This is a genomic window from Klebsiella terrigena (assembly GCF_006539725.1).
In the GTDB taxonomy this organism is placed as follows: Bacteria; Pseudomonadota; Gammaproteobacteria; order Enterobacterales; family Enterobacteriaceae; genus Klebsiella; species Klebsiella terrigena.
This window is the reverse complement of record NZ_BJNO01000034.1, coordinates 1-21,188: the sequence shown is the minus strand read 5'-3', so window position 1 is coordinate 21,188 and position 21,188 is coordinate 1. Positions and strand designations below refer to the sequence as shown.

At 56.1% G+C, this 21,188-nt stretch carries 18 protein-coding genes and 1 tRNA gene; 7 read left to right on the top strand and 12 right to left on the bottom strand.

Going from position 1 to position 21,188, the window contains the following annotated elements:
- Positions 1-172: 172 nt before the first annotated feature.
- Both rho and trxA read right to left on the bottom strand, forming a co-directional pair.
- Positions 173-1,432 carry a transcription termination factor Rho gene (gene rho / locus RTE01_RS24575; RefSeq protein WP_002883293.1) on the bottom strand — a complete coding sequence of 420 codons (1,260 nt, stop codon included), beginning with the start codon at positions 1,430-1,432 and terminating at the stop codon, positions 173-175.
- A gap of 333 nt (positions 1,433-1,765) precedes the next feature.
- Positions 1,766-2,095, bottom strand: a complete 330-nt coding sequence (gene trxA / locus RTE01_RS24570) for a thioredoxin TrxA (protein ID WP_041143475.1) — start codon at positions 2,093-2,095, stop codon at positions 1,766-1,768.
- 343 nt (positions 2,096-2,438) lie between these two features.
- Here trxA and rhlB point away from each other — a divergent pair, with 343 nt between their 5' ends.
- Positions 2,439-3,704 carry an ATP-dependent RNA helicase RhlB gene (gene rhlB, locus RTE01_RS24565; protein WP_041143474.1) on the top strand — a complete coding sequence of 422 codons (1,266 nt, stop codon included), beginning with the start codon at positions 2,439-2,441 and terminating at the stop codon, positions 3,702-3,704.
- A gap of 199 nt (positions 3,705-3,903) precedes the next feature.
- On the top strand, positions 3,904-5,394 hold the full coding sequence (gene gppA / locus RTE01_RS24560) for a guanosine-5'-triphosphate,3'-diphosphate diphosphatase (RefSeq protein WP_166793763.1): 1,491 nt from the start codon (positions 3,904-3,906) through the stop codon (positions 5,392-5,394).
- Between the two features lie 41 nt (positions 5,395-5,435).
- Here the strand turns inward: gppA and rep are convergent, their stop codons facing one another.
- Positions 5,436-7,457, bottom strand: coding sequence for a DNA helicase Rep (gene rep, locus RTE01_RS24555; protein WP_134528334.1), 2,022 nt, complete (start codon positions 7,455-7,457; stop codon positions 5,436-5,438).
- A gap of 112 nt (positions 7,458-7,569) precedes the next feature.
- Between rep and ppiC (RTE01_RS24550) the strand changes: the two genes are divergently transcribed.
- Positions 7,570-7,851 (top strand): peptidylprolyl isomerase PpiC, encoded by a 282-nt coding sequence (ppiC, locus tag RTE01_RS24550; protein WP_041143471.1) that lies wholly within the window; start codon positions 7,570-7,572, stop codon positions 7,849-7,851.
- 51 nt (positions 7,852-7,902) lie between these two features.
- Complete coding sequence (ppiC, locus tag RTE01_RS24545; RefSeq protein WP_024555327.1) at positions 7,903-8,184, top strand: peptidylprolyl isomerase PpiC; 282 nt, start codon at positions 7,903-7,905, stop codon at positions 8,182-8,184.
- Positions 8,185-8,632: 448 nt separating this feature from the next.
- Here ppiC (RTE01_RS24545) and ilvC read toward each other — a convergent pair whose 3' ends face one another.
- Positions 8,633-10,108 carry a ketol-acid reductoisomerase gene (gene ilvC / locus RTE01_RS24535; protein ID WP_041143470.1) on the bottom strand — a complete coding sequence of 492 codons (1,476 nt, stop codon included), beginning with the start codon at positions 10,106-10,108 and terminating at the stop codon, positions 8,633-8,635.
- Positions 10,109-10,259: 151 nt separating this feature from the next.
- Between ilvC and ilvY the strand changes: the two genes are divergently transcribed.
- Positions 10,260-11,156 carry an HTH-type transcriptional activator IlvY gene (gene ilvY, locus RTE01_RS24530; protein WP_041143469.1) on the top strand — a complete coding sequence of 299 codons (897 nt, stop codon included), beginning with the start codon at positions 10,260-10,262 and terminating at the stop codon, positions 11,154-11,156.
- Here ilvY and ilvA read toward each other — a convergent pair.
- The 6 genes from ilvA to ilvL form a co-directional block, all read right to left on the bottom strand.
- Positions 11,153-12,697, bottom strand: coding sequence for a threonine ammonia-lyase, biosynthetic (ilvA, locus tag RTE01_RS24525; protein WP_134528331.1), 1,545 nt, complete (start codon positions 12,695-12,697; stop codon positions 11,153-11,155). The two genes, ilvY and ilvA, sit on opposite strands and share 4 nt — an antisense overlap.
- A gap of 2 nt (positions 12,698-12,699) precedes the next feature.
- Positions 12,700-14,550, bottom strand: coding sequence for a dihydroxy-acid dehydratase (ilvD, locus tag RTE01_RS24520; RefSeq protein ID WP_041143467.1), 1,851 nt, complete (start codon positions 14,548-14,550; stop codon positions 12,700-12,702).
- A gap of 159 nt (positions 14,551-14,709) precedes the next feature.
- Positions 14,710-15,639, bottom strand: a complete 930-nt coding sequence (locus RTE01_RS24515) for a branched-chain amino acid transaminase (protein WP_041143466.1) — start codon at positions 15,637-15,639, stop codon at positions 14,710-14,712.
- A 16-nt stretch (positions 15,640-15,655) separates the two neighbouring features.
- Positions 15,656-15,913 carry an acetolactate synthase 2 small subunit gene (gene ilvM, locus RTE01_RS24510; RefSeq protein ID WP_134528328.1) on the bottom strand — a complete coding sequence of 86 codons (258 nt, stop codon included), beginning with the start codon at positions 15,911-15,913 and terminating at the stop codon, positions 15,656-15,658.
- The gene (gene ilvG / locus RTE01_RS24505) at positions 15,910-17,556 is read right to left on the bottom strand and encodes an acetolactate synthase 2 catalytic subunit (protein ID WP_115193826.1); all 1,647 of its coding nucleotides are present in this window, start codon (positions 17,554-17,556) and stop codon (positions 15,910-15,912) included. The genes ilvM and ilvG overlap by 4 nt, the downstream gene beginning before the upstream one ends.
- A gap of 140 nt (positions 17,557-17,696) precedes the next feature.
- The gene (gene ilvL / locus RTE01_RS24500) at positions 17,697-17,795 is read right to left on the bottom strand and encodes an ilv operon leader peptide (RefSeq protein ID WP_001311244.1); all 99 of its coding nucleotides are present in this window, start codon (positions 17,793-17,795) and stop codon (positions 17,697-17,699) included.
- Positions 17,796-18,148: 353 nt separating this feature from the next.
- Here ilvL and RTE01_RS24495 point away from each other — a divergent pair, with 353 nt between their 5' ends.
- Positions 18,149-19,669: a YifB family Mg chelatase-like AAA ATPase gene (locus RTE01_RS24495; protein ID WP_134528325.1), complete on the top strand. Its 1,521-nt coding sequence runs from the start codon at positions 18,149-18,151 to the stop codon at positions 19,667-19,669.
- A 23-nt stretch (positions 19,670-19,692) separates the two neighbouring features.
- Here RTE01_RS24495 and RTE01_RS24490 read toward each other — a convergent pair whose 3' ends face one another.
- Entirely contained in the window at positions 19,693-20,031 is a 339-nt protein-coding gene (locus RTE01_RS24490; RefSeq protein WP_041143462.1) for a MaoP family protein, read from the bottom strand.
- Between the two features lie 118 nt (positions 20,032-20,149).
- Here RTE01_RS24490 and hdfR point away from each other — a divergent pair, with 118 nt between their 5' ends.
- Entirely contained in the window at positions 20,150-20,971 is an 822-nt protein-coding gene (gene hdfR / locus RTE01_RS24485; RefSeq protein WP_041143461.1) for an HTH-type transcriptional regulator HdfR, read from the top strand.
- Between the two features lie 94 nt (positions 20,972-21,065).
- On the opposite strand, the gene RTE01_RS24480 is transcribed toward hdfR, so the two are convergent.
- Positions 21,066-21,141: transfer RNA gene (locus RTE01_RS24480), tRNA-Trp, on the bottom strand.
- Positions 21,142-21,188: the final 47 nt, after the last annotated feature.

The following is a 21,188-nucleotide window of genomic DNA, read 5'->3' as shown; positions in this document are numbered from 1 at the left end:
ATGCAGATCATTACAAATTTATTGTATAGATTTTAGTCTGTTAAAGTTATCTCTGCCAGGAGAGGCGCGTTCATCATACGATAATAACCGCTCCGGTTTCCCTTTCTGGATCATACAAATCCCAAAAACAAAACGCCACGCGGTTGCGTGGCGTTTTTCAGCTTTTTTAAACTTACGAACGCTTCATCATGTCGAAGAAGTCATCGTTAGTTTTGGTCATAGCCAGCTTGTTGATGAGGAACTCCATCGCGTCGATTTCACCCATCGGATGGATGATTTTGCGCAGGATCCACATCTTCTGCAGCTCTTCCTGAGTGGTGAGCAGCTCTTCTTTACGCGTACCGGAACGGTTGTAATCGATAGCCGGGAAGACGCGTTTTTCTGCGATCTTACGCGAGAGGTGCAGCTCCATGTTACCGGTGCCTTTAAACTCTTCGTAGATAACTTCGTCCATCTTGGAGCCGGTGTCGATCAGCGCCGTAGCGATGATAGTCAGGCTGCCGCCCTCTTCGACGTTACGCGCAGCACCGAAGAAACGCTTCGGACGGTGCAGGGCGTTCGCATCCACACCACCGGTCAGAACTTTACCGGAAGCCGGTACGACGGTGTTGTAGGCGCGAGCCAGACGGGTGATGGAGTCGAGCAGAATGATAACGTCTTTCTTATGCTCAACCAGGCGCTTGGCCTTCTCGATAACCATCTCGGCAACCTGAACGTGGCGGGATGCAGGTTCGTCAAAGGTAGAAGCAACAACTTCACCTTTAACCAGACGCTGCATCTCGGTCACTTCTTCCGGACGTTCGTCGATCAGCAGGACCATCAGCACGCAGTCAGGATGGTTGTATGCGATGCTCTGCGCAATATTCTGCAGCAGCATCGTTTTACCGGCTTTCGGCGGAGCAACAATCAGACCACGCTGACCGCGACCGATCGGCGAAGCCAGATCCAGGACGCGAGCGGTTAAGTCTTCAGTCGAGCCGTTACCACGCTCCATACGCAGACGTGAGTTTGCGTGCAGCGGCGTTAAGTTCTCGAACAGGATCTTATTGCGCGCGTTTTCCGGCTTGTCGTAGTTAACTTCGTTGACTTTCAACAGCGCAAAGTAACGCTCACCCTCTTTAGGAGGACGAATCTTACCGGAAATGGTGTCACCAGTGCGAAGGTTGAAACGGCGGATTTGGCTAGGGGATACGTAGATATCGTCGGGACCGGCGAGGTAGGAGCTGTCTGCGGAGCGGAGGAAACCAAATCCATCCTGCAGTATCTCCAGTACGCCATCGCCAAAGATATCTTCGCCACTCTTCGAATGCTGCTTGAGGATGGCAAAAATAATATCCTGCTTACGCATACGGGCCAGGTTTTCCAGCCCCATATTTTCGCCGAGAGTAATCAGCTCAGAAACCGGCGTATTCTTTAATTCGGTAAGATTCATAATGGTGTGGGTTCTTAAACTCGGGGTAGAACTCGAACTTCATGTTGTGAATGGTATGGCAGGAACATCCATGCCTGTTAGCGGCCTACATCTCGTGTCTGTACGTTGCCTGGTCACAGGAAAGAACGCAGAGCTGAAACGACAAAACGGAATGAGTGATAAGCCCGGAATTTTTAGCTTCACGCGCATTTCTGCGGGATGCTTCGGGTAAAGCAAGATTCAAACAATAAAGGTATGTTTAAAACGAAGTCTGAACTTAACTTAGCACGACTCAAGCCGGGCGTCCAGAGTTCCGCAAAAAATAGGAATCCGGACGCCGGAATGGCAAACTGATTACGCCAGATTGGCGTCGAGGAAGTCTTTCAGCTGGCCTTTAGACAGTGCGCCAACTTTGGTTGCCGCCACTTCGCCGTTCTTAAACAGCAGCAGAGTCGGGATGCCGCGGATGCCGTATTTCGGCGCGGTGCCTGGGTTCTGATCGATGTTCAGTTTCGCAACGGTCAGCTTGCCCTGATACTCGCCAGCGATCTCATCCAGAATCGGGGCGATCATTTTGCACGGACCACACCACTCTGCCCAGAAATCGACGAGGATTAGCCCGTCAGCCTTGAGTACGTCCGTGTCAAAACTGTCGTCAGTCAGGTGAATAATTTTATCGCTCATATTTAACTCCACAGGAATAAGCCTGGTGTGCTGGTGTCGCAGACATCAACGACGCGTTAATGCTACGTTATACACGTTATCCTTCAGGATGCCTCTGTAACTGACAGCCTGTGCGACCCGGTCCATCATGGACCTCGCCGTGCAGGAGTCAAAGCAAACCGTCTTCAAACCCGTTACCGGTAGATTATTCACCGCCGGTCCGCTTAGTAGTCTAAGCTTTCGAGGATTCATTCGGTTGCCGCAGAGCACCTTCAGTAATTTCGCGTATAGCCAACGAAAGGTTGACGTTATTTCAACGGATACGCTTTCTTAATGCAATAGTTAGCTGATATTCTACCACACTATGAGCAAAACACATTTAACAGAACAGAAGTTTTCCGACTTCGCCCTGCACCCGGCAGTTATCGAAGCCCTTGAAAAGAAAGGGTTTCATAATTGTACGCCCATTCAGGCACTCGCTCTTCCGCTAACGCTGGAAGGTCGAGACGTCGCCGGGCAGGCGCAAACCGGTACCGGTAAAACGATGGCGTTCCTGACGTCAACGTTTCATTATCTTCTCTCTCACCCTGCTATCGCTGAACGCCAGGTTAACCAACCGCGTGCGCTGATCATGGCGCCAACGCGTGAGCTGGCGGTACAGATCCATGCTGACGCAGAACCGCTGGCGCAGGCCACCGGCCTGAAGCTCGGTCTGGCTTACGGCGGCGATGGCTACGACAAGCAGCTGAAAGTGCTGGAGAGCGGCGTCGACATTCTGATCGGGACTACCGGTCGTCTTATCGACTACGCCAAACAAAATCATATCAACCTTGGCGCTATTCAGGTTGTCGTCCTCGACGAAGCCGATCGCATGTACGATCTCGGCTTTATTAAAGATATCCGCTGGCTGTTCCGTCGTATGCCGCAGGCTAACCAGCGCCTGAACATGCTGTTCTCCGCCACCCTTTCCTACCGGGTCCGCGAACTGGCGTTTGAGCAGATGAACAACGCCGAATACGTTGAAGTCGAACCAGAACAGAAAACGGGTCACCGTATTAAGGAAGAGCTGTTCTATCCTTCCAACGTAGAGAAAATGCGCCTGCTGCAGACGCTGATCGAAGAAGAGTGGCCGGATCGCGCCATTATCTTCGCCAACACCAAGCATCGCTGTGAAGATATCTGGGGCCACCTCGCCGCGGACGGTCATCGCGTTGGCCTGTTGACCGGCGACGTCGCGCAGAAAAAACGCCTGCGTATCCTCGAAGAGTTTACCCGTGGCGATATCGATATTCTGGTCGCGACGGACGTTGCGGCACGCGGTCTGCATATCCCGGCCGTCACGCACGTCTTTAACTTCGACCTGCCGGACGACTGCGAAGACTACGTACACCGCATTGGCCGTACCGGTCGTGCAGGTGCCAGCGGCCACTCCATCAGCCTGGCCTGTGAAGAGTACGCGCTGAATCTGCCGGCGATTGAAACCTATATCGGGCACTCAATCCCGGTAAGCAAGTACAACCCAGATGTGCTGATGACCGATCTGCCGCGGCCGCTGCGCCTGGCGCGTCCACGCACGGGCAACGGCCCGCGCCGCAACGGACCGCCTCGCAATCGCCGTCGTTCAGGCTAATAAAGTATGTCATACACAAAATCGTTCGGGATGCATCAAGGCGCCAGGTTAGCGAATCCCGAATGACTTACTTTAGTAAGTGGTTCGGGTGACAAATCTGTGTCTGACGGATTTGAACGCTGCTTGCAGCGGCCCCATCGGGGTGAGTCCCTGGGATGGGCCGAATAAGCACGCTACTTTCGCAGAGGCAATTTGAAGGATGAAGTGTATGAGTTCCACCTCGCTTTATGCAGCTATAGATCTTGGCTCTAATAGCTTTCATATGTTGGTTGTTCGCGAGGTGGCCGGGAGCATTCAGACTCTCAGCCGTATCAAGCGCAAAGTGCGGCTTGCCGCGGGCCTGAATAGCGACAACGCGCTCTCCGCGGAAGCGATGGAGCGCGGATGGCAGTGCTTACGGCTGTTCGCCGAGCGCCTGCAGGATATCCCCCCGGCACAAATCCGCGTCGTCGCGACCGCGACGCTGCGTCTGGCGGTTAATGCCGATGAGTTTCTGGCTAAGGCCAGAGATATTCTCGGCTGCCCGGTGCAGGTCATTAGCGGCGAGGAAGAAGCGCGCCTGATTTATCAGGGCGTAGCGCATACCACCGGCGGTGAAGACCAGCGCCTGGTGGTCGATATCGGCGGGGCCAGTACCGAACTGGTCACCGGAACCGGCGCGCAAACCACCTCTCTTTTTAGCCTGCCAATGGGCTGCGTTACCTGGCTGGAACGCTACTTCGCCGATCGTAACCTGACGAAAGACAACTTCGAACTTGCTGAAAATGCGGCGCGCGAAGTCCTGCGGCCTATCACCGATACGCTGAACTATCACGGCTGGAAAGTGTGCGTCGGCGCCTCGGGTACCGTTCAGGCCCTGCAGGAAATCATGATGGCGCAGGGTATGGATGAGCGCATTACGCTGGCTAAACTCCAGCAGCTCAAACAGCGGGCGATTCAGTGCGGGCGTCTGGAAGAGCTTGAAATAGAAGGCCTGACTCTCGAGCGTGCGTTAGTTTTCCCCAGCGGTTTAGCCATTCTCATCGCTATATTTAGCGAGCTAAATATTCGCTGCATGACCCTGGCCGGCGGCGCGCTGCGCGAAGGCCTGGTTTACGGCATGCTGCACCTGGCGGTCGATCAGGATATTCGTAGCCGGACGCTGCGTAACATTCAGCGCCGCTTTATGATCGATACCGAGCAGGCCCAGCGCGTCGGCCGCCTGGCGGCAGACCTGGTGAGCCAGCTGGATAGCTACTGGGAGCTGGAGCCGCTTAGCCGCGACCTGCTGGTGAGCGCCTGCGCCCTGCATGAGATTGGCCTGAGCGTTGATTTTAAGTCCGCTCCGCAGCACGCGGCCTACCTGGTGCGCAATCTCGATCTTCCCGGCTTCACGCCGGCGCAGAAAAAGCTGCTTGCCACGCTATTGCTCAACCAAACCAACGCCGTCGATCTCTCTTCGCTCCACCAGCAGAACGCGGTCAAACCTCGGGTTGCGGAGCATTTATGCCGCCTGCTACGTCTGGCTATTCTGTTTGCCAGCCGCCGTCGGGACGATCTGCTGCCGTCCGTCACCCTGACCGCCGAGGATGAAAAGCTGATGCTGAGGCTGCCGGAAGGCTGGCTGGAAAACCATCCGCTAGGCAGCGAGATGGTTGAGCAAGAGTGCCAGTGGCAAAGCTATGTCCACTGGGCCTTAGAAGTCGTCTGATACCGTCCCCCGGCAGCACGGCGCTTACCGGGGCGAGCGCGCTACTTTCCTTTCGCCTTTGCCAGCATCGCCCGGATGTTGGCGACGTTAGCCTGTCCTTTGTGCATCCGCTCTTCCGCCGAGATAACCTTGCGCTCCTGCTCCCAGATAAGATCGTCCTGCGGGAGCTCCAGCAGAAAACGACTTGGCTCCGGACGCACCAGCTCGCCGTACTGGCGGCGCTCTTTACACAGCGTAAAGGTCAGCTCTTTCTGCGCCCGGGTGATGCCCACGTACGCCAGCCGGCGCTCCTCATCGACGTTATCTTCTTCAATACTGCTCTGATGCGGCAGCAGCCCCTCTTCCATGCCAACCAGATAGACATACGGAAACTCCAGCCCCTTCGAAGCGTGCAGAGTCATCAGCTGAACCTGATCCAGCTCCTCGTCTGATTCGCCGCGCTCCATCATATCGCGCAGGGTAAAGCGGGTGACCACCTGGGTGAGCGTCATAGGCTCATCGATATCGCTGCCTTCCAGCATCTCGGTCATCCAGCTGAACAGCTGGTTGACGTTTTTCATCCGCATTTCCGCGGCCTTCGGGCCGGGCGACGTTTCATACAGCCAGGATTCATAGTCAATGCCGCGGATCAGATCGCGCACTGCGACAATCGGCTCGCTTTCCGCCAGCCGCTGAACTTCGGCCAGCCACTGCGTAAAGCCGGTGAGCGAATCATAGCCGCGCCCGGTCAGCGTCTGGGTGAGGCCCATATCAAAGCTGGCGGTAAACAGGCTTTTGTTGCGGGTCATCGCCCACTCGCCGAGCTTTTGCAGCGTTGCCGGGCCAATCTCACGCCGCGGCGTATTGACGATGCGCAGAAACGCGCTGTCATCGTCCGGGTTGGTCAACACCCGCAGGTAGGCCAGCAGGTCTTTGATCTCCGGACGGGAGAAGAATGAGGTGCCGCCTGAAATTTTGTAGGGGATGCGGTTTTGCATCAGCATTTTTTCAAACACCCGCGACTGATGGTTGCCGCGGTAGAGGATCGCATAATCCTTGTACTGGGTTTTATTGATAAAGTGGTGGGCAATCAGCTCCCCGGTCACCCGCTCCGCCTCATGCTCTTCATTATTGGCGGAGAGAACTTTCAGCTCGATGCCATAGCCCAGCTCGGAAAAGAGGCGCTTCTCAAACACGTGCGGGTTATTGGCGATCAGAATATTTGCCGCTTTCAGTATCCGGCCGGAAGAGCGGTAGTTCTGCTCCAGTTTGATGACCTGCAGCGCCGGGAAATCCTGGTTCAGCAGAACCAGGTTCTGCGGCCGGGCGCCGCGCCATGAATAGATCGACTGATCGTCATCGCCCACCACCGTAAAGCGCGCCCGCTGCCCCACCAGCAGCTTCACCAGCTCATATTGGCTGGTGTTGGTATCCTGATACTCATCCACCAGCAGGTAGCGGATCTTATTCTGCCAGCGTTCGCGGACCTCTTCATTACGCTGCAGCAGCAGCGTCGGCAGAAGGATCAGATCGTCGAAGTCCAGCACGTTGCAGGCTTTCATATGCGCATCGTACAGCTCATAGCAGTGAGCAAAGATCCGATCCCGCTCGCCCTGCGCGCTTGCCGCCGCCTGCGCCGGCGTGCGCAGATCGTTTTTCCAGTTGGAGATCGTCGAGATCAGCAGCTGAAGCACCACCTTGTCGTCTTCGATCAGCCCTTCGGTCAGATCCTTAAGCAAACCCACCTGGTCGGTATCGTCGAACAGGGAAAAGTTAGATTTCATCCCCAGCGCGGCATATTCGCGCTTAATAATGTCCAGCCCCAGCGTGTGGAAGGTGGAGATCATCAGGCCGCGTGCCTCTTTGCGTCCCAGCGTTTGCCCGACGCGCTCTTTCATTTCGCGCGCCGCTTTGTTGGTAAAGGTCACCGCCGCGATATGGCGCGCCTGATAGCCGCAGACGCGGATCAGGTGCGCGATTTTATTGGTGATAACGCGGGTCTTACCGGAACCGGCGCCCGCCAGCACCAGGCACGGTCCGGTAACGAATTCGACGGCTTGTTGTTGGCCAGGGTTTAAACGCATGGGAGTCTTGCTCAATCTTCGAACGGGGTGAGGATTGTAGCAGAAAGCCGGGAGGAGATTTACCGGCTAATGGTAAAGTGTTGGCCACATCCGTCATCCTGAGAGCGAAACCATGGCAAAGTCCGCAGCGGCCCTGCACATCCTGGTCAAAGAAGAGAAGCTGGCGCAGGAGATCCTCGCCAAACTGGAACGCGGCGTCAGCTTCGACCATCTGGCGAAGCGCTATTCACGCTGCCCCTCCGGGCGCAACGGCGGCGACTTAGGCGAGTTCCAACAGGGCGCGATGGTTGGGCCGTTTGATAGCGCGGTCTTCTCCTGCCCGCTGCTGAAACCCTACGGCCCGGTCAAAACGCGCTTTGGCTACCACATCATTAAGGTGCTGTATCGCCGTTAACGCATGCTAATATTGCGCCCTGATTCATCGCAACCTATCTAAGGCACAATCATGGCTAAAACAGCGGCAGCAATGCACATCCTGGTGAAAGAAGAGAAGCTGGCACTCGATCTGCTGGAACAAATTAAAAACGGCGGCGATTTCGAGAAGCTGGCGAAGAAACACTCTACCTGCCCGTCAGGCAAGAAAGGCGGTCACTTGGGCGAATTCCGCCAGGGTCAGATGGTTCCGGCATTTGATAAAGTGGTCTTCTCCTGCCCGGTGCTGGAGCCGACCGGCCCGCTGCACACCCAGTTCGGTTACCACATCATTAAAGTGCTGTACCGTAACTAATGCATTAAAGCCTCTCTGCCACAGAGAGGCTTTTTCCTTATTTCGCCGGCAGCGTTTTCTGTGCTTCATGACATGCATGCCGATAGCTACCTGCAACTCCTTAAACATCAGTCCGCTAATCAGCGTCGCGAAGGTGATGGTGATAAACGCCGTCATGACCCAGTCAACCCGCGCAAAGCCGCTGTTTGACAGTGCCGCCTCCCGCCAAAGACCATTCCAGTCGGCAAAAGAAGCCCTCGCATCGCTTGATGCCGTTGCCTGAAGGTTGGGAGACCGTTTTCGACGACGTTTCGCGCACGATGTACGGGCCGGAAGGCGAACAGGGAGAGGTATCGGATTCGGTGATTGCGCTAAGACGTAAATAAACAGGCCCGGTAGCGCTTACGCTTACCGGGCCTTTAGAGGATTTACTGGTCGATGCGGCCCGCGGGCCGCAGGACGGCGGAGATTAACCTGCTACAGCGATACGTTTCATATCGGTCATGTAGCCGCGCAGCTTGTGGCCGACGCTTTCGATTGCGTGGTTGCGAATCGCTTCGTTTACATCGCGCAGCTGGGCATTATCTACGGCACCTTCGGCAATCGCCTTGCCCAGGTCACCGGTCTGCAGCGTGGTCATGAACTCTTTCAGCAGCGGTACGCAAGCGTAGGAGAACAGGTAGTTACCGTACTCGGCGGTATCGGAGATAACCACGTTCATTTCATACAGACGCTTACGAGCGATGGTGTTGGCAATCAGCGGCAGCTCGTGCAGCGACTCATAGTATGCAGACTCTTCGATAATGCCGGATGCAACCATGGTTTCAAACGCCAGCTCAACGCCCGCTTTCACCATCGCAATCATCAGAACGCCTTTGTCGAAGTACTCCTGCTCGCCAATTTTACCTTCAAACTGCTCAGCGGTTTCGAACGCGGTGGCGCCGGTCTCTTCACGCCAGGTCAGCAGTTTCTTATCGTCGTTAGCCCAGTCAGCCATCATGCCGGAGGAGAATTCGCCGGAGATGATGTCATCCATATGCTTCTGGAACAGCGGCGCCATGATCTCTTTCAGCTGCTCTGACAGCGCGTAAGCGCGCAGTTTCGCCGGGTTAGACAGACGGTCCATCATCAGGGTGATGCCGCCCTGCTTCAGCGCTTCGGTGATGGTTTCCCAGCCGAACTGAATCAGTTTTTCTGCATATGCCGGGTCGGTACCTTCCGCCACCAGCTTATCGAAGCACAGCAGGGAACCCGCCTGCAGCATGCCGCAGAGGATGGTCTGCTCGCCCATCAGGTCAGATTTTACTTCCGCAACGAAGGAGGATTCCAGCACGCCCGCACGGTGGCCGCCGGTGGCCGCTGCCCACGCTTTCGCGATGGCCATGCCTTCACCTTTCGGGTCGTTTTCCGGGTGAACCGCGATCAGCGTAGGTACGCCGAAACCGCGTTTGTACTCTTCACGAACTTCGGTACCCGGGCACTTCGGGGCCACCATCACTACGGTGATGTCTTTGCGAACCTGCTCGCCGACTTCAACGATGTTAAAACCGTGGGAGTAGCCCAGCGCCGCGCCGTCTTTCATCAGCGGCTGTACGGAACGAACAACGTCAGAGTGCTGTTTGTCCGGCGTCAGGTTAACGACCAGGTCGGCCTGCGGGATCAGATCTTCATAGGTGCCGACCGTAAAACCGTTTTCGGTCGCTTTACGCCAGGAAGCGCGCTTTTCTGCAATCGCTTCTTTACGCAGAGCGTAGGAGATATCCAGACCGGAGTCGCGCATGTTCAGGCCCTGGTTCAGACCCTGAGCACCGCAGCCGACGATGACTACTTTTTTACCCTGAAGGTAGCTCGCGCCATCGGCGAATTCTTCGCGCGCCATAAAGCGACATTTGCCCAGCTGTGCCAGCTGCTGGCGCAGGTTCAGTGTATTAAAGTAGTTAGCCATGGTGATGTACTCCGTGATGTTGTGTGTCTTATTGTTCGGTTCGCTTTTGCGAGAATGAACCCACTATATGACAGGAAATTCATTGCGGAAATTGATATATTCACAACGTCATGTTGCAATATCTGCAATATAAAATCGTGGAGTGCGGCCCGTGGATTTACGCGATCTGAAAACCTTCCTGCACCTGGCCGAAAGCCGTCATTTTGGCCGCAGCGCGCGGGCCATGCACGTTAGTCCCTCGACCCTTTCACGGCAGATCCAGCGCCTGGAAGAGGACCTCGGCCAACCGCTGTTCGTGCGCGATAACCGCACCGTGACGCTAACCGAAGCGGGCGAGGAACTGCGCCTTTTCGCCCAGCAGACCCTGCTGCAGTATCAGCAGCTGCGCCACGCTATCGACCAGCAGGGACCATCGCTCTCCGGCGAGCTGCATATCTTCTGCTCCGTGACCGCGGCCTATAGCCATCTGCCGCCAATTCTCGATCGCTTTCGCGCCGCCCATCCGTCGGTGGAGATCAAGCTCTCGACCGGCGATGCCGCCGACGCGATGGAGAAGGTCGTCACCGGCGAGGCGGACCTGGCCATTGCCGGGAAGCCGGAAACGCTGCCCGGATCGGTAGCCTTCTCGATGCTGGAAAATCTGGCAGTGGTGCTGATCGCCCCGGCCTTAGCCTGCCCGGTGCGTAACCAGGTCACCCAGGAGCAGCCCGACTGGTCGACCGTGCCGTTTATCATGGCCGATCAGGGGCCGGTACGTCGGCGCATTGAGCTGTGGTTCCGGCGGCATAAAATCAGCAATCCATCGATTTATGCCACCGTGGGCGGCCACGAGGCGATGGTTTCTATGGTCGCCCTCGGCTGCGGCGTCGCGCTCCTGCCGGAGGTGGTGCTGGAGAACAGTCCGGAACCGGTGCGCAACCGGGTGATGATTTTAGAGCGCAGCGATGAGAAAACGCCCTTTGAGCTCGGCGTATGCGCACAAAAAAAGCGGCTGTATGAGCCGCTTATCGATGCATTCTGGTCGATTTTACCCAACCCGGGCCACTAGCCGGCGAGGAAAAAGCGGAATGCCGGATTGTGCGTTTCGTCGTGGCAGTCGTAGCCCAGCTCATGCAGTCGGGTTTCAAAATCCGGCTCATGATCGCCCAGCTCAAAGCCCGCCAGTACCCGGCCATAGTCGGTACCGTGACTGCGGTAGTGGAACAGAGAGATGTTCCAGTGGGTACCCAGCGTATGCAGGAACTTGAGCAGCGCGCCCGGTGATTCAGGGAACTCGAAGCTAAACAGGCGCTCCTGCAGCGGCTTCGACGGACGCCCGCCGACCATGTAGCGCACGTGGAGCTTGGCCATTTCGTCATCGGAAAGATCGACAACGCTATAGCCCCCCTCGTTCAGCAGATCCAGAATCTCTTTACGTTCTTCCAGCCCGCGGCTCAGGCGAACGCCGACAAAAATGCAGGCATCTTTGGCATCCGCAAAGCGATAGTTGAACTCGGTAACCGAACGACCGCCCAGCAGCTGGCAGAACTTCAGGAAGCTGCCCTTCTCTTCCGGGATAGTCACCGCCAGCAGCGCCTCGCGCTGCTCGCCCAGCTCGCAGCGTTCGGAAACGTAGCGCAGGCCGTGGAAATTAACGTTGGCCCCGGACAAGACGTGTGCCAGCCGTTCGCCGCGAATATTGTGCTGCGCGATATATTTTTTCATCCCCGCCAGCGCCAGCGCGCCGGAAGGTTCAGCCACTGCGCGAACGTCTTCAAACAGGTCTTTCATCGCCGCACAGATGGCATCGCTGTCGACGGTGATAATATCGTCGAGATACTCCTGACAGACGCGGAAGGTCTCGTCGCCGATGCGCTTCACCGCAACGCCTTCAGCAAACAGCCCAACGCGCGGCAGATCCACCGGATGACCAGCATCCAGCGCCGCCTTCAGGCAGGCTGAATCTTCGGCCTCAACCGCAATCACTTTGATCTGCGGCATCAGCTGCTTGATCAGTACCGCCACGCCCGCCGCCAGTCCGCCGCCGCCAACCGGCACAAAAACGCGGTCGAGATGGGCGTCCTGCTGCAGCAATTCGAGCGCCAGCGTACCCTGCCCGGCAATGACCATCGGATGATCGAACGGCGGGACCCAGGTGAAATTCTGCTGCTGCGCCAGCTCGATGGCTTTCGCTTTCGCTTCATCAAAATTAGCGCCGTGCAGCAGCACTTCGCCGCCAAACCCGCGCACGGCATCAACCTTGATGTCGGCCGTGGCGGTAGGCATAACAATCAGCGCCTTAACGCCGAGGCGAGAAGCGGAAAACGCGACGCCCTGGGCATGATTACCCGCGGAAGCGGTGATCACGCCGCGCGCTTTTTGCGCTTCATTCAGCCCCGCCATCATCGCGTAAGCGCCGCGGAGCTTGAAGCTATGGACCGGCTGCCGGTCTTCCCGCTTCACGAGAATGACGTTATCCAGCCGCGAGGAGATTTTTTCCATTTTTTGCAGCGGCGTAATCTGTGCAGCTTCATAGACCGGCGCACGGAGCACCGCTCTGAGATATTCCGCCCCCTCAGGGGCGGCGGACAGGGGTTGTGATTCGGCCATGATTAGCCCCCAAGTTTCGATTTATCGCGTACCGCGCCTTTATCAGCGCTCGTTGCCAGGCTAGCGTACGCACGAAGGGCGAAGGAAACCTGACGCTCACGCGCTTTCGGCGTCCAGGCCAGATCGCCACGGGCTTCCTGCGCTTCACGGCGTGCGGCAATGTCGGCGTCGCTCAGCTGCAGCTGAATGCCGCGGTTCGGGATATCAATGGCAATCATATCGCCGTCTTCAATCAGGGCGATATTGCCGCCGCTCGCCGCTTCTGGTGAAACGTGACCAATCGACAGACCGGAAGTACCGCCGGAGAAGCGGCCATCGGTGATCAGCGCGCAGGCTTTACCGAGGCCCATTGATTTCAGGAACGTCGTCGGATAGAGCATTTCCTGCATGCCTGGACCGCCTTTCGGCCCTTCGTAGCGAATCACCACGACATCGCCCGCGACGACTTTACCGCCGAGGATAGCTTCTACCGCGTCATCCTGGCTTTCATACACTTTTGCCGGGCCGGTAAACTTGAGGATGCTGTCATCAACGCCTGCAGTTTTTACGATGCAGCCATTTTCAGCAAAATTGCCGTACAGAACGGCAAGGCCGCCGTCTTTGCTGTAGGCATGCTCCAGAGAACGAATACAGCCTTCAGCGCGATCGTCGTCCAGCGTATCCCAGCGGCAATCCTGAGAGAACGCCTGGGTGGTGCGGATACCCGCCGGGCCGGCGCGGAACATCTCTTTCACCGCGTCGTCTTTGGTCAGCATAATGTCGTAGCTATCGAGCGTTTGCGGCAGGGTCAGACCCAGCACGTTTTTCACCTCACGGTTCAGCAGACCGGCGCGATCCAGCTCGCCGAGGATCCCCAGCACGCCGCCGGCACGGTGAACGTCTTCCATATGGTATTTCTGCGTACTCGGCGCTACTTTGCACAGCTGCGGCACCTTGCGGGACAGCTTATCGATATCGCTCATGGTGAAGTCGATTTCAGCTTCCTGAGCGGCGGCCAGCAGGTGCAGTACGGTATTCGTGGAGCCGCCCATGGCGATATCCAGGGTCATGGCGTTTTCAAACGCCGCTTTGTTGGCGACGTTACGCGGCAGCGCGGAGGCATCGTCCTGCTCGTAGTAGCGTTTGGTCAGCTCGACAATGCGTTTTCCCGCATTGAGGAACAGCTGTTTACGATCGGCATGAGTGGCCAGCAGGGAGCCGTTGCCCGGCTGAGACAGGCCCAGCGCTTCCGTCAGGCAGTTCATTGAGTTGGCGGTAAACATCCCGGAACAGGAGCCGCAGGTCGGACAGGCGGAACGCTCAACCTGGTCACTCTGTTCGTCGGATACTTTCGGGTCCGCGCCCTGAATCATCGCATCGACCAAATCGAGCTTGATGATCTTGTCAGAAAGCTTGGTTTTACCCGCTTCCATCGGACCGCCGGAGACAAAGATCACCGGAATATTCAGGCGCAGGGAGGCCATCAGCATCCCTGGGGTGATTTTGTCGCAGTTGGAGATGCAGACCATGGCATCAGCACAGTGTGCGTTGACCATGTACTCTACCGAGTCGGCGATCAGCTCGCGGGATGGCAGTGAATAAAGCATGCCCCCGTGACCCATGGCGATCCCGTCATCCACCGCGATGGTGTTGAACTCTTTAGCAACGCCGCCAGAGGCTTCAATTTGCTCGGCGACCAGCTTGCCCAGATCGCGCAGGTGCACGTGGCCAGGGACGAATTGGGTAAAGGAGTTCACAACGGCGATAATCGGTTTACCGAAATCAGCGTCGGTCATCCCGGTTGCGCGCCACAGCGCGCGGGCACCCGCCATATTACGGCCATGAGTGGTGGTGGCGGAACGGTACTTAGGCATGCTTTTACTCCCAGTGTCTGTTAAACGAGGCGCTGCGTGTCGCCCCGTCTTTTATGCTTATCTACCCTAAATAGTCCAGGCTGCAGGAGAGAGGATCTCCGGTCGGCTGCGGTAAACGAGCGCAGCCAAAGCACATGCAGCTTAAAATATGTCGGGTATTTACTGATTAACCTGATCCAACCAGCCCCATTTATCTTCGGTTTCACCGGTGAAGAGGCCAAAGAATGCTTGCTGAATACGCTTAGTCACCGGGCCACAGCGGCCTTCGCCGACCTGAATACCATCAACGCTACGTACCGGCGTAATTTCTGCTGCGGTACCGGACATAAAGACTTCATCCGCCAGGTACAGGGATTCGCGAGACAGGACCTGCTCACGAACTTCGATATTCAGATCTTTTGCCAGCTTAATGATGGCATCGCGGGTAATACCCGGCAGCGCGGAAGAGGTAAACGGCGGGGTAAACAGCACGCCATCTTTCACTTCAAACAGGTTCTCACCCGCCCCTTCGGAGATGTAGCCGTTAACGTCCAGCGCGATGCCTTCCTGGTAGCCATGTCGACGCGCTTCGCTGCCGACCAGCAGGGAGGAAAGGTAGTTACCGCCGGCTTTTGCTGCGGTCGGGATCGTATTCGGCGCCACGCGGTTCCAGGAAGAGACCATGGCATCGATCCCCTGATCCAGCGCTTCGGCGCCGAGATAGGCTCCCCACGGGAACGCCGCGATGATCACGTCAGTGGTATATCCTTCTGGCGGGTTTACGCCCATGCCCACGTCACCAACAAATACCAGCGGACGAATATAGGCGCTGGTCAGGCCGTTTTTACGAATCACTTCGCGACAGGCTTCCATCAGCTCATCAACGCTCTGCGAAACCGGGAAACGGTAGATTTTGGCTGAATCATGCAAACGCTGCATGTGTTCACGATGACGGAACACCACCGGTCCTTTGTGCGAGTCATAGCAGCGGATGCCTTCAAAAACGGAAGTACCGTAATGCAGGGCATGCGACATAACGTGGACCTTAGCTTCTCCCCAAGGAACCATCTCGCCGTTGAACCAAATGTAATCAGCTTTTTTCGTCGTCATTTTTCTTCCCTTGCGCCTATGCGCGGATTTGTTGTGATGTGGGTTGCTGGATTTCGACGCAGGCAACGTCCACCAGTTTGCTTAATTGACTAAACAGTAATTCGACGGGCCGCTGGCTGGCAACGGTCAATTCGATATTTATATCGCGGGTGTCCGCGGCGGTCTCCATATTCATGGCGCAAATCTGAAAGCCACGATGGCGCACTACGCGCAGCACGCGCTCTAAGGTTTCCGGGTTGGAGCGGGCCTGCAAGGCGACCTGATGTTGCATCATGATAATTTCTCCAGCATTTCTGAGTTACTGGCGCCGGGCGGCACCAACGGCCAGACATTCTCAAGTTCATCAATTGAGACATGAAGCAGGTATGGCCCCTGGCTCGAAAGCATGGTGTCGAGAGCCGCTTCAACCTGGTCTTTACGGGTGATATGTTGGCCAGGAATGCCGAAGGCGCTGGCCAAAGTGACAAAATCGGGGTTATCGGTGAGGATCGTTTCGCTATAACGCTCCTGGAAGAACAGCTGCTGCCACTGACGAACCATGCCTAAACGCTGATTATCCAGCAGCAGGATCTTCAGCGGCAGCTGCTTGCGTTTTACGGTGCCCAGCTCCTGAACATTCATCATGAAGGAGCCGTCACCGGAGATACAGATTACCGTATCGTTCGGACGCGCGACCTGGGCACCTACCGCCGCAGGCAGACCGAAGCCCATCGTCCCTAAGCCGCTGGAGGTAATGAAATTCTCCGGGCGAGTGTAGGTCATATGCTGTGCAGACCACATCTGATGCTGGCCCACGTCGGTGGTCACCACGCTGTCAGACGGTTTGCGATCGGAAAGCTGCTTGAGCAGCAGCGGGGCGTAGATACCTTCACCCGGGTAGTCATAGCGCCATGCATGTTCAGCGCGCAGCTCCGCGTTGTGCTGACGCCAGGCGTCAATGGCCAGCGGCTGCTGCAGTGCCGGCAGCAGCGTATTGAGATCGCCGGTCAGGGCAACGTGCGCCTGACGCAGCTTGTTCAGCTCCGCCGGATCGATATCCATATGGATAACTTTGGCATGCGGAGCAAAGGTATTCAGCTTGCCGGTTACGCGGTCGTCAAAACGCGCGCCTATCGCAATCAGCAGGTCGCACTCCTGAACCGCCAGGTTAGCCGCCTTCGTCCCGTGCATGCCCAGCATCCCCAGGTAATAGGCATAGTCAGCATCAACCGCGCCCAGCCCCTTCAGCGTGCAGGTCGCCGGCATTTGCGTGACCGCAATAAACTCGCGCAGAGCGGGCACCGCCTGCGCCATACCGACGCCGCCGCCGACGTACAGCATCGGCTTTTGCGACTGAGCCAGCATCTGCAGCGCTTGCTCAACCTCGGCGTGAGGGAAAGCAACGTCATCGGCTACCGTGGAAAAATAGGGTTCGAACTCACCTGTTGCCAGCTGGATATCTTTTGGAATGTCTACCAGTACCGGGCCTGGGCGGCCTGAGTTCGCGACCAGGAAAGCTTCAGCAATGACGCGCGGAAGCTCTTCCAGCGATTGCACCAGGAAGCTATGTTTGGTGCAGGCCAGCGATAAGCCCAGCACGTCAATTTCCTGAAAAGCATCGGTACCGATAAGCGGTGCCGCCACCTGGCCGGTAATCGCGACAACGGGGATAGAGTCCAGCAGGGCATCCGCCAGGCCGGTGATCAGGTTAGTTGCGCCAGGGCCGGAGGTCGCGATGCAAACGCCCGTTTTACCGGTTGCCCGCGCATAGCCGATGGCCGCCATTGCTGCACCCTGCTCGTGACGGCACAACAGGTGTTCCACGCCGCCGTCATACAACGCATCGTAAACCGGCATAATTGCGCCACCCGGGTAGCCGAAAACCGTCTCGACTCCCTGTGTCCGCAAAGCATGTACTACCCACTGCGCGCCATTCATAGTTACATCCCCGCCATAGATCGGAAGAAACAGAATTTTATGCTGTTATTCATTCTCTGCTCCCCGTCTGTCATTTTTAAGTTATAAAAAAACCCCCGGACCTTTCGGTGCGGGGGTCTTAGTTCGTTAAGGCTTGATTTCTATGCCTTTCCTCGTCCAAGTGCTGCCCCGCACGGTGGGATAATAATCACCACCACGCTAATCACGACCAGGCTAATCACTCGTAGAAGGGCTGTCATTTTATGTACTTTCTGGCTTCTTGTTCGAAGGAATACCTAAAGAGTTACCACAGACGTCACGTTAAACACAAGATTTTTTTATGGCTCGCTTTCTGATCACGCTAACGATTTCCAGTAAAACAATTGTTTTTAATGGAAAAAATATAAAGTGAAGATATTTCAATTTATCGCGTTGCCCTATGGCTTTTTACGACATGCTGTCCTGCCCTTGCGGCAACCTGCGAGCCGGGTGCAATAACGAAAAGTATGTAACGATCTGCGGTGAATTATCTGGAACGTGGCGCGTAAAGCACAGTTCCTGTAGGTGACTAATAGCAGGGTTGCCGACATGATGCCCACATTCAGGAGGCACTATGTCACTCGCGATCGTCTACACTCGGGCCGCTCTCGGTATCAGCGCCCCGCTTATTACTATTGAGGTTCATATCAGCAGCGGCCTTCCCGGACTCACTATGGTTGGGCTGCCGGAAACTACCGTAAGGGAGGCGCGTGACCGGGTGCGCAGCGCAATCATTAACAGTGGCTATACCTTCCCGGCGAAAAAAATCACCATTAACCTCGCACCTGCCGATTTGCCAAAAGAAGGAGGGCGGTACGATCTCCCTATCGCTCTCGCGCTTCTGGTCGCCTCCGAGCAGCTAGAGGCTCCCGGACTGAATCAATATGAGTTTATCGGCGAGCTCGCGCTTACAGGGGCCCTACGCGGCGTTCCCGGCGCTATCTCCAGCGCAATGGAGGCCATCAGGGCCGGACGGCAGATTATTGTTGCCGAAGATAACGCTGCCGAAGTGGGGCTGATTGGCGGTAGCGACTGCCTTATCGCCGGACACCTGCAGGAGGTCTGCGCCTTTGTGGCAGGACAGCATCCGCTCTCCCCTCCCGTAGCCGCAGCAGAAGATCCGCAGGAAACGCGCCACGATTTGCGCGACGTCATTGGCCAGCAGCAGGGTAAGCGCGCGCTGGAAATCGTCGCTGCCGGCGGGCATAACCTGCTGTTAATCGGCCCCCCAGGTACAGGGAAAACGATGCTTGCCAGTCGGTTACCGGGATTACTGCCCCCGCTAAGCAATCAGGAGGCGCTTGAAAGCGCTGCTATTCTCAGTCTGGTGAGCACCAACTACGCGACCACCCGCTGGCGCCACAGGCCGTTTCGCGCCCCGCATCACAGCGCCTCGGTCGCGGCTATGGTCGGCGGTGGCGCTATACCTGCGCCTGGCGAGATCTCACTGGCCCATAATGGGGTGCTGTTTCTTGACGAGCTGCCGGAGTTTGAACGCAGAGTGTTGGATGCCCTGCGCGAGCCAATTGAATCGGGGAAAATACATATTTCTCGCACCCGGGCGAAAATTGACTATCCGGCGCATTTCCAGCTGATTGCGGCCATGAATCCCAGCCCAACCGGACATTATCAGGGTCATCACAATCGCGCTTCTCCCGAGCAGACGCTACGCTATCTGGGGCGGCTGTCCGGCCCCTTCCTTGATCGCTTCGATCTCTCTTTGGAAATACCGCTACCGCCGCCCGGAGTACTCAGCCAGCAAGGCGGTGGTGGAGAAGACAGCGCGACGGTACGCAGGCGGGTTCTTGCTACGCGCGAGAGGCAACTGGCCCGACAGAATAAGCTCAACGCTGATTTAGACAATAATGAGATGAAAACCTGGTGCGCGTTGAATAAGAACGATGCCATCTGGCTTGAACAGACCCTGACGCAGCTGGGTCTCTCTATACGGGCCTGGCAACGGCTGCTTAAAGTGGCGAGGACGATTGCCGATATAAAGGACGATCCGCGTATAGAACGCCATCATCTGCAGGAGGCGCTAGGCTATCGGGCGATAGACCGGATGTTGAACCATCTGCAAAAGCTTATGCCATAAAAAAAGGGCTTTCGCCCTTTTTCTTAATCATCGCTTTCTGTGTAATCTTCAGCGCCTTCTACCTGCGGTTTACCGCCGGAGAGCGTATGGAAACGCTTTGGCCGCTTAATACGCGCCATGTACTTAATCCACACACGCTCTACTTCGGTTACCGGCTCACGTTCGCCGCGGCATACCGAAACAAACTGTTTTTCATCTTCAGTGACAGGTTCGCGTTTACCCAGTTCCAGTTCGTTAAAGGCATAACCATGCTGTTCCAGCAGTTGCGCCTCTTTGATGGTGAAATCACCATGACGGGAGAACCCGCGCGGATAATTTTTATTATCGAAAAAACGATTAGTCGTCATAAAGCTTTCCGCCATCCTACACGCTCCTGATTCTTTGGCCGAGCTATTTATGGCGCGGAGTATTAGTTACGCTTGACAGAGTGTAAAACAAAAGATTTAAATCATTACGACAAATAATTTTGCGGAGAAGAGTGTGGATACGGAATTGCTCAAAACTTTCCTTGAGGTGAGCAGAACTCGCCACTTTGGGCGAGCAGCGGAGGCGCTTTACCTGACGCAGTCAGCGGTTAGCTTTCGTATTCGTCAGCTGGAGAATCAGCTTGGCGTTAACCTTTTTACCCGTCATCGCAACAATATCCGTTTGACCCCAGCCGGAGAGAAGCTGCTGCCCTACGCTGAAACCCTGATGAATACCTGGCAGGCGGCGCGTAAAGAGGTTGCCAACTCCGCCCGACACAATGAGTTTTCGATTGGCGGCAGCGCATCTCTTTGGGAGTGCATGCTTAACGGATGGCTGGGGAAACTGTACAGGGAGCCCTATGACCTGCAGTTCGAGGCCCGTATTGCCCAGCGTCAGTCGCTGGTCAAACAGCTGCATGAACGGCAGCTTGACCTGCTGATCACGACAGAATCGCCGAAGATGGATGAGTTAAGTAGCCAGTTGCTTGGTAATTTCACCCTAACCCTTTATTGCGCTGTGCCGGTTAAAAATAAAAGCGAATTGAACTACCTGCGACTGGAATGGGGTCCGGACTTTCAACAAAATGAAGTCGGGTTGATTGGCAGTGATGACGTACCGTTGCTCACCACCAGTTCCGCTGAGCTGGCGTATCAGCAGCTCGCTCCTCTCAATGGCTGCACGTGGCTACCAACGCACTGGGCAAAGGGTAAGAGCGCGCTTTACCCGGTAACGGATGGCACCACGCTTTCACGCCCACTGTACGCCATCTGGTTGCAAAACAGTGATAAACAGGCGCAGATCCGTGAGATTCTAAAAACCAGCATTCTGGAATAAGCACATCTCTCCAGGGACGGAGAGCGTTGAGTGATTGTAACGCCAGTGAATTACAGGCAAAAAAAATCCTTTGCCGAAGCAAAGGATTATTATATGGCAGGGGCGGAGAGACTCGAACTCGCGACACCCGGTTTTGGAGACCGGTGCTCTACCAACTGAGCTACGCCCCTAAATACTGCTTATTATTAAGCCTGCTGGTTAAGCAGGCTTAATTTTC

What these genes read in the sequence shown, in the direction of transcription:
- rho (WP_002883293.1), bottom strand. Translation starts at nt 1,432, where the DNA reads ATGAATCTTACCGAATTAAAGAATACGCCGGTTTCTGAGCTGATTACT.
- trxA (WP_041143475.1), bottom strand. Translation starts at nt 2,095, where the DNA reads ATGAGCGATAAAATTATTCACCTGACTGACGACAGTTTTGACACGGAC.
- rhlB (WP_041143474.1), top strand. Translation starts at nt 2,439, where the DNA reads ATGAGCAAAACACATTTAACAGAACAGAAGTTTTCCGACTTCGCCCTG.
- gppA (WP_166793763.1), top strand. Translation starts at nt 3,904, where the DNA reads ATGAAGTGTATGAGTTCCACCTCGCTTTATGCAGCTATAGATCTTGGC.
- rep (WP_134528334.1), bottom strand. Translation starts at nt 7,457, where the DNA reads ATGCGTTTAAACCCTGGCCAACAACAAGCCGTCGAATTCGTTACCGGA.
- ppiC (WP_041143471.1), top strand. Translation starts at nt 7,570, where the DNA reads ATGGCAAAGTCCGCAGCGGCCCTGCACATCCTGGTCAAAGAAGAGAAG.
- ppiC (WP_024555327.1), top strand. Translation starts at nt 7,903, where the DNA reads ATGGCTAAAACAGCGGCAGCAATGCACATCCTGGTGAAAGAAGAGAAG.
- ilvC (WP_041143470.1), bottom strand. Translation starts at nt 10,108, where the DNA reads ATGGCTAACTACTTTAATACACTGAACCTGCGCCAGCAGCTGGCACAG.
- ilvA (WP_134528331.1), bottom strand. Translation starts at nt 12,697, where the DNA reads ATGGCCGAATCACAACCCCTGTCCGCCGCCCCTGAGGGGGCGGAATAT.
- ilvD (WP_041143467.1), bottom strand. Translation starts at nt 14,550, where the DNA reads ATGCCTAAGTACCGTTCCGCCACCACCACTCATGGCCGTAATATGGCG.
- RTE01_RS24515 (WP_041143466.1), bottom strand. Translation starts at nt 15,639, where the DNA reads ATGACGACGAAAAAAGCTGATTACATTTGGTTCAACGGCGAGATGGTT.
- ilvM (WP_134528328.1), bottom strand. Translation starts at nt 15,913, where the DNA reads ATGATGCAACATCAGGTCGCCTTGCAGGCCCGCTCCAACCCGGAAACC.
- ilvG (WP_115193826.1), bottom strand. Translation starts at nt 17,556, where the DNA reads ATGAATGGCGCGCAGTGGGTAGTACATGCTTTGCGGACACAGGGAGTC.
- ilvL (WP_001311244.1), bottom strand. Translation starts at nt 17,795, where the DNA reads ATGACAGCCCTTCTACGAGTGATTAGCCTGGTCGTGATTAGCGTGGTG.
- RTE01_RS24495 (WP_134528325.1), top strand. Translation starts at nt 18,149, where the DNA reads ATGTCACTCGCGATCGTCTACACTCGGGCCGCTCTCGGTATCAGCGCC.
- RTE01_RS24490 (WP_041143462.1), bottom strand. Translation starts at nt 20,031, where the DNA reads ATGGCGGAAAGCTTTATGACGACTAATCGTTTTTTCGATAATAAAAAT.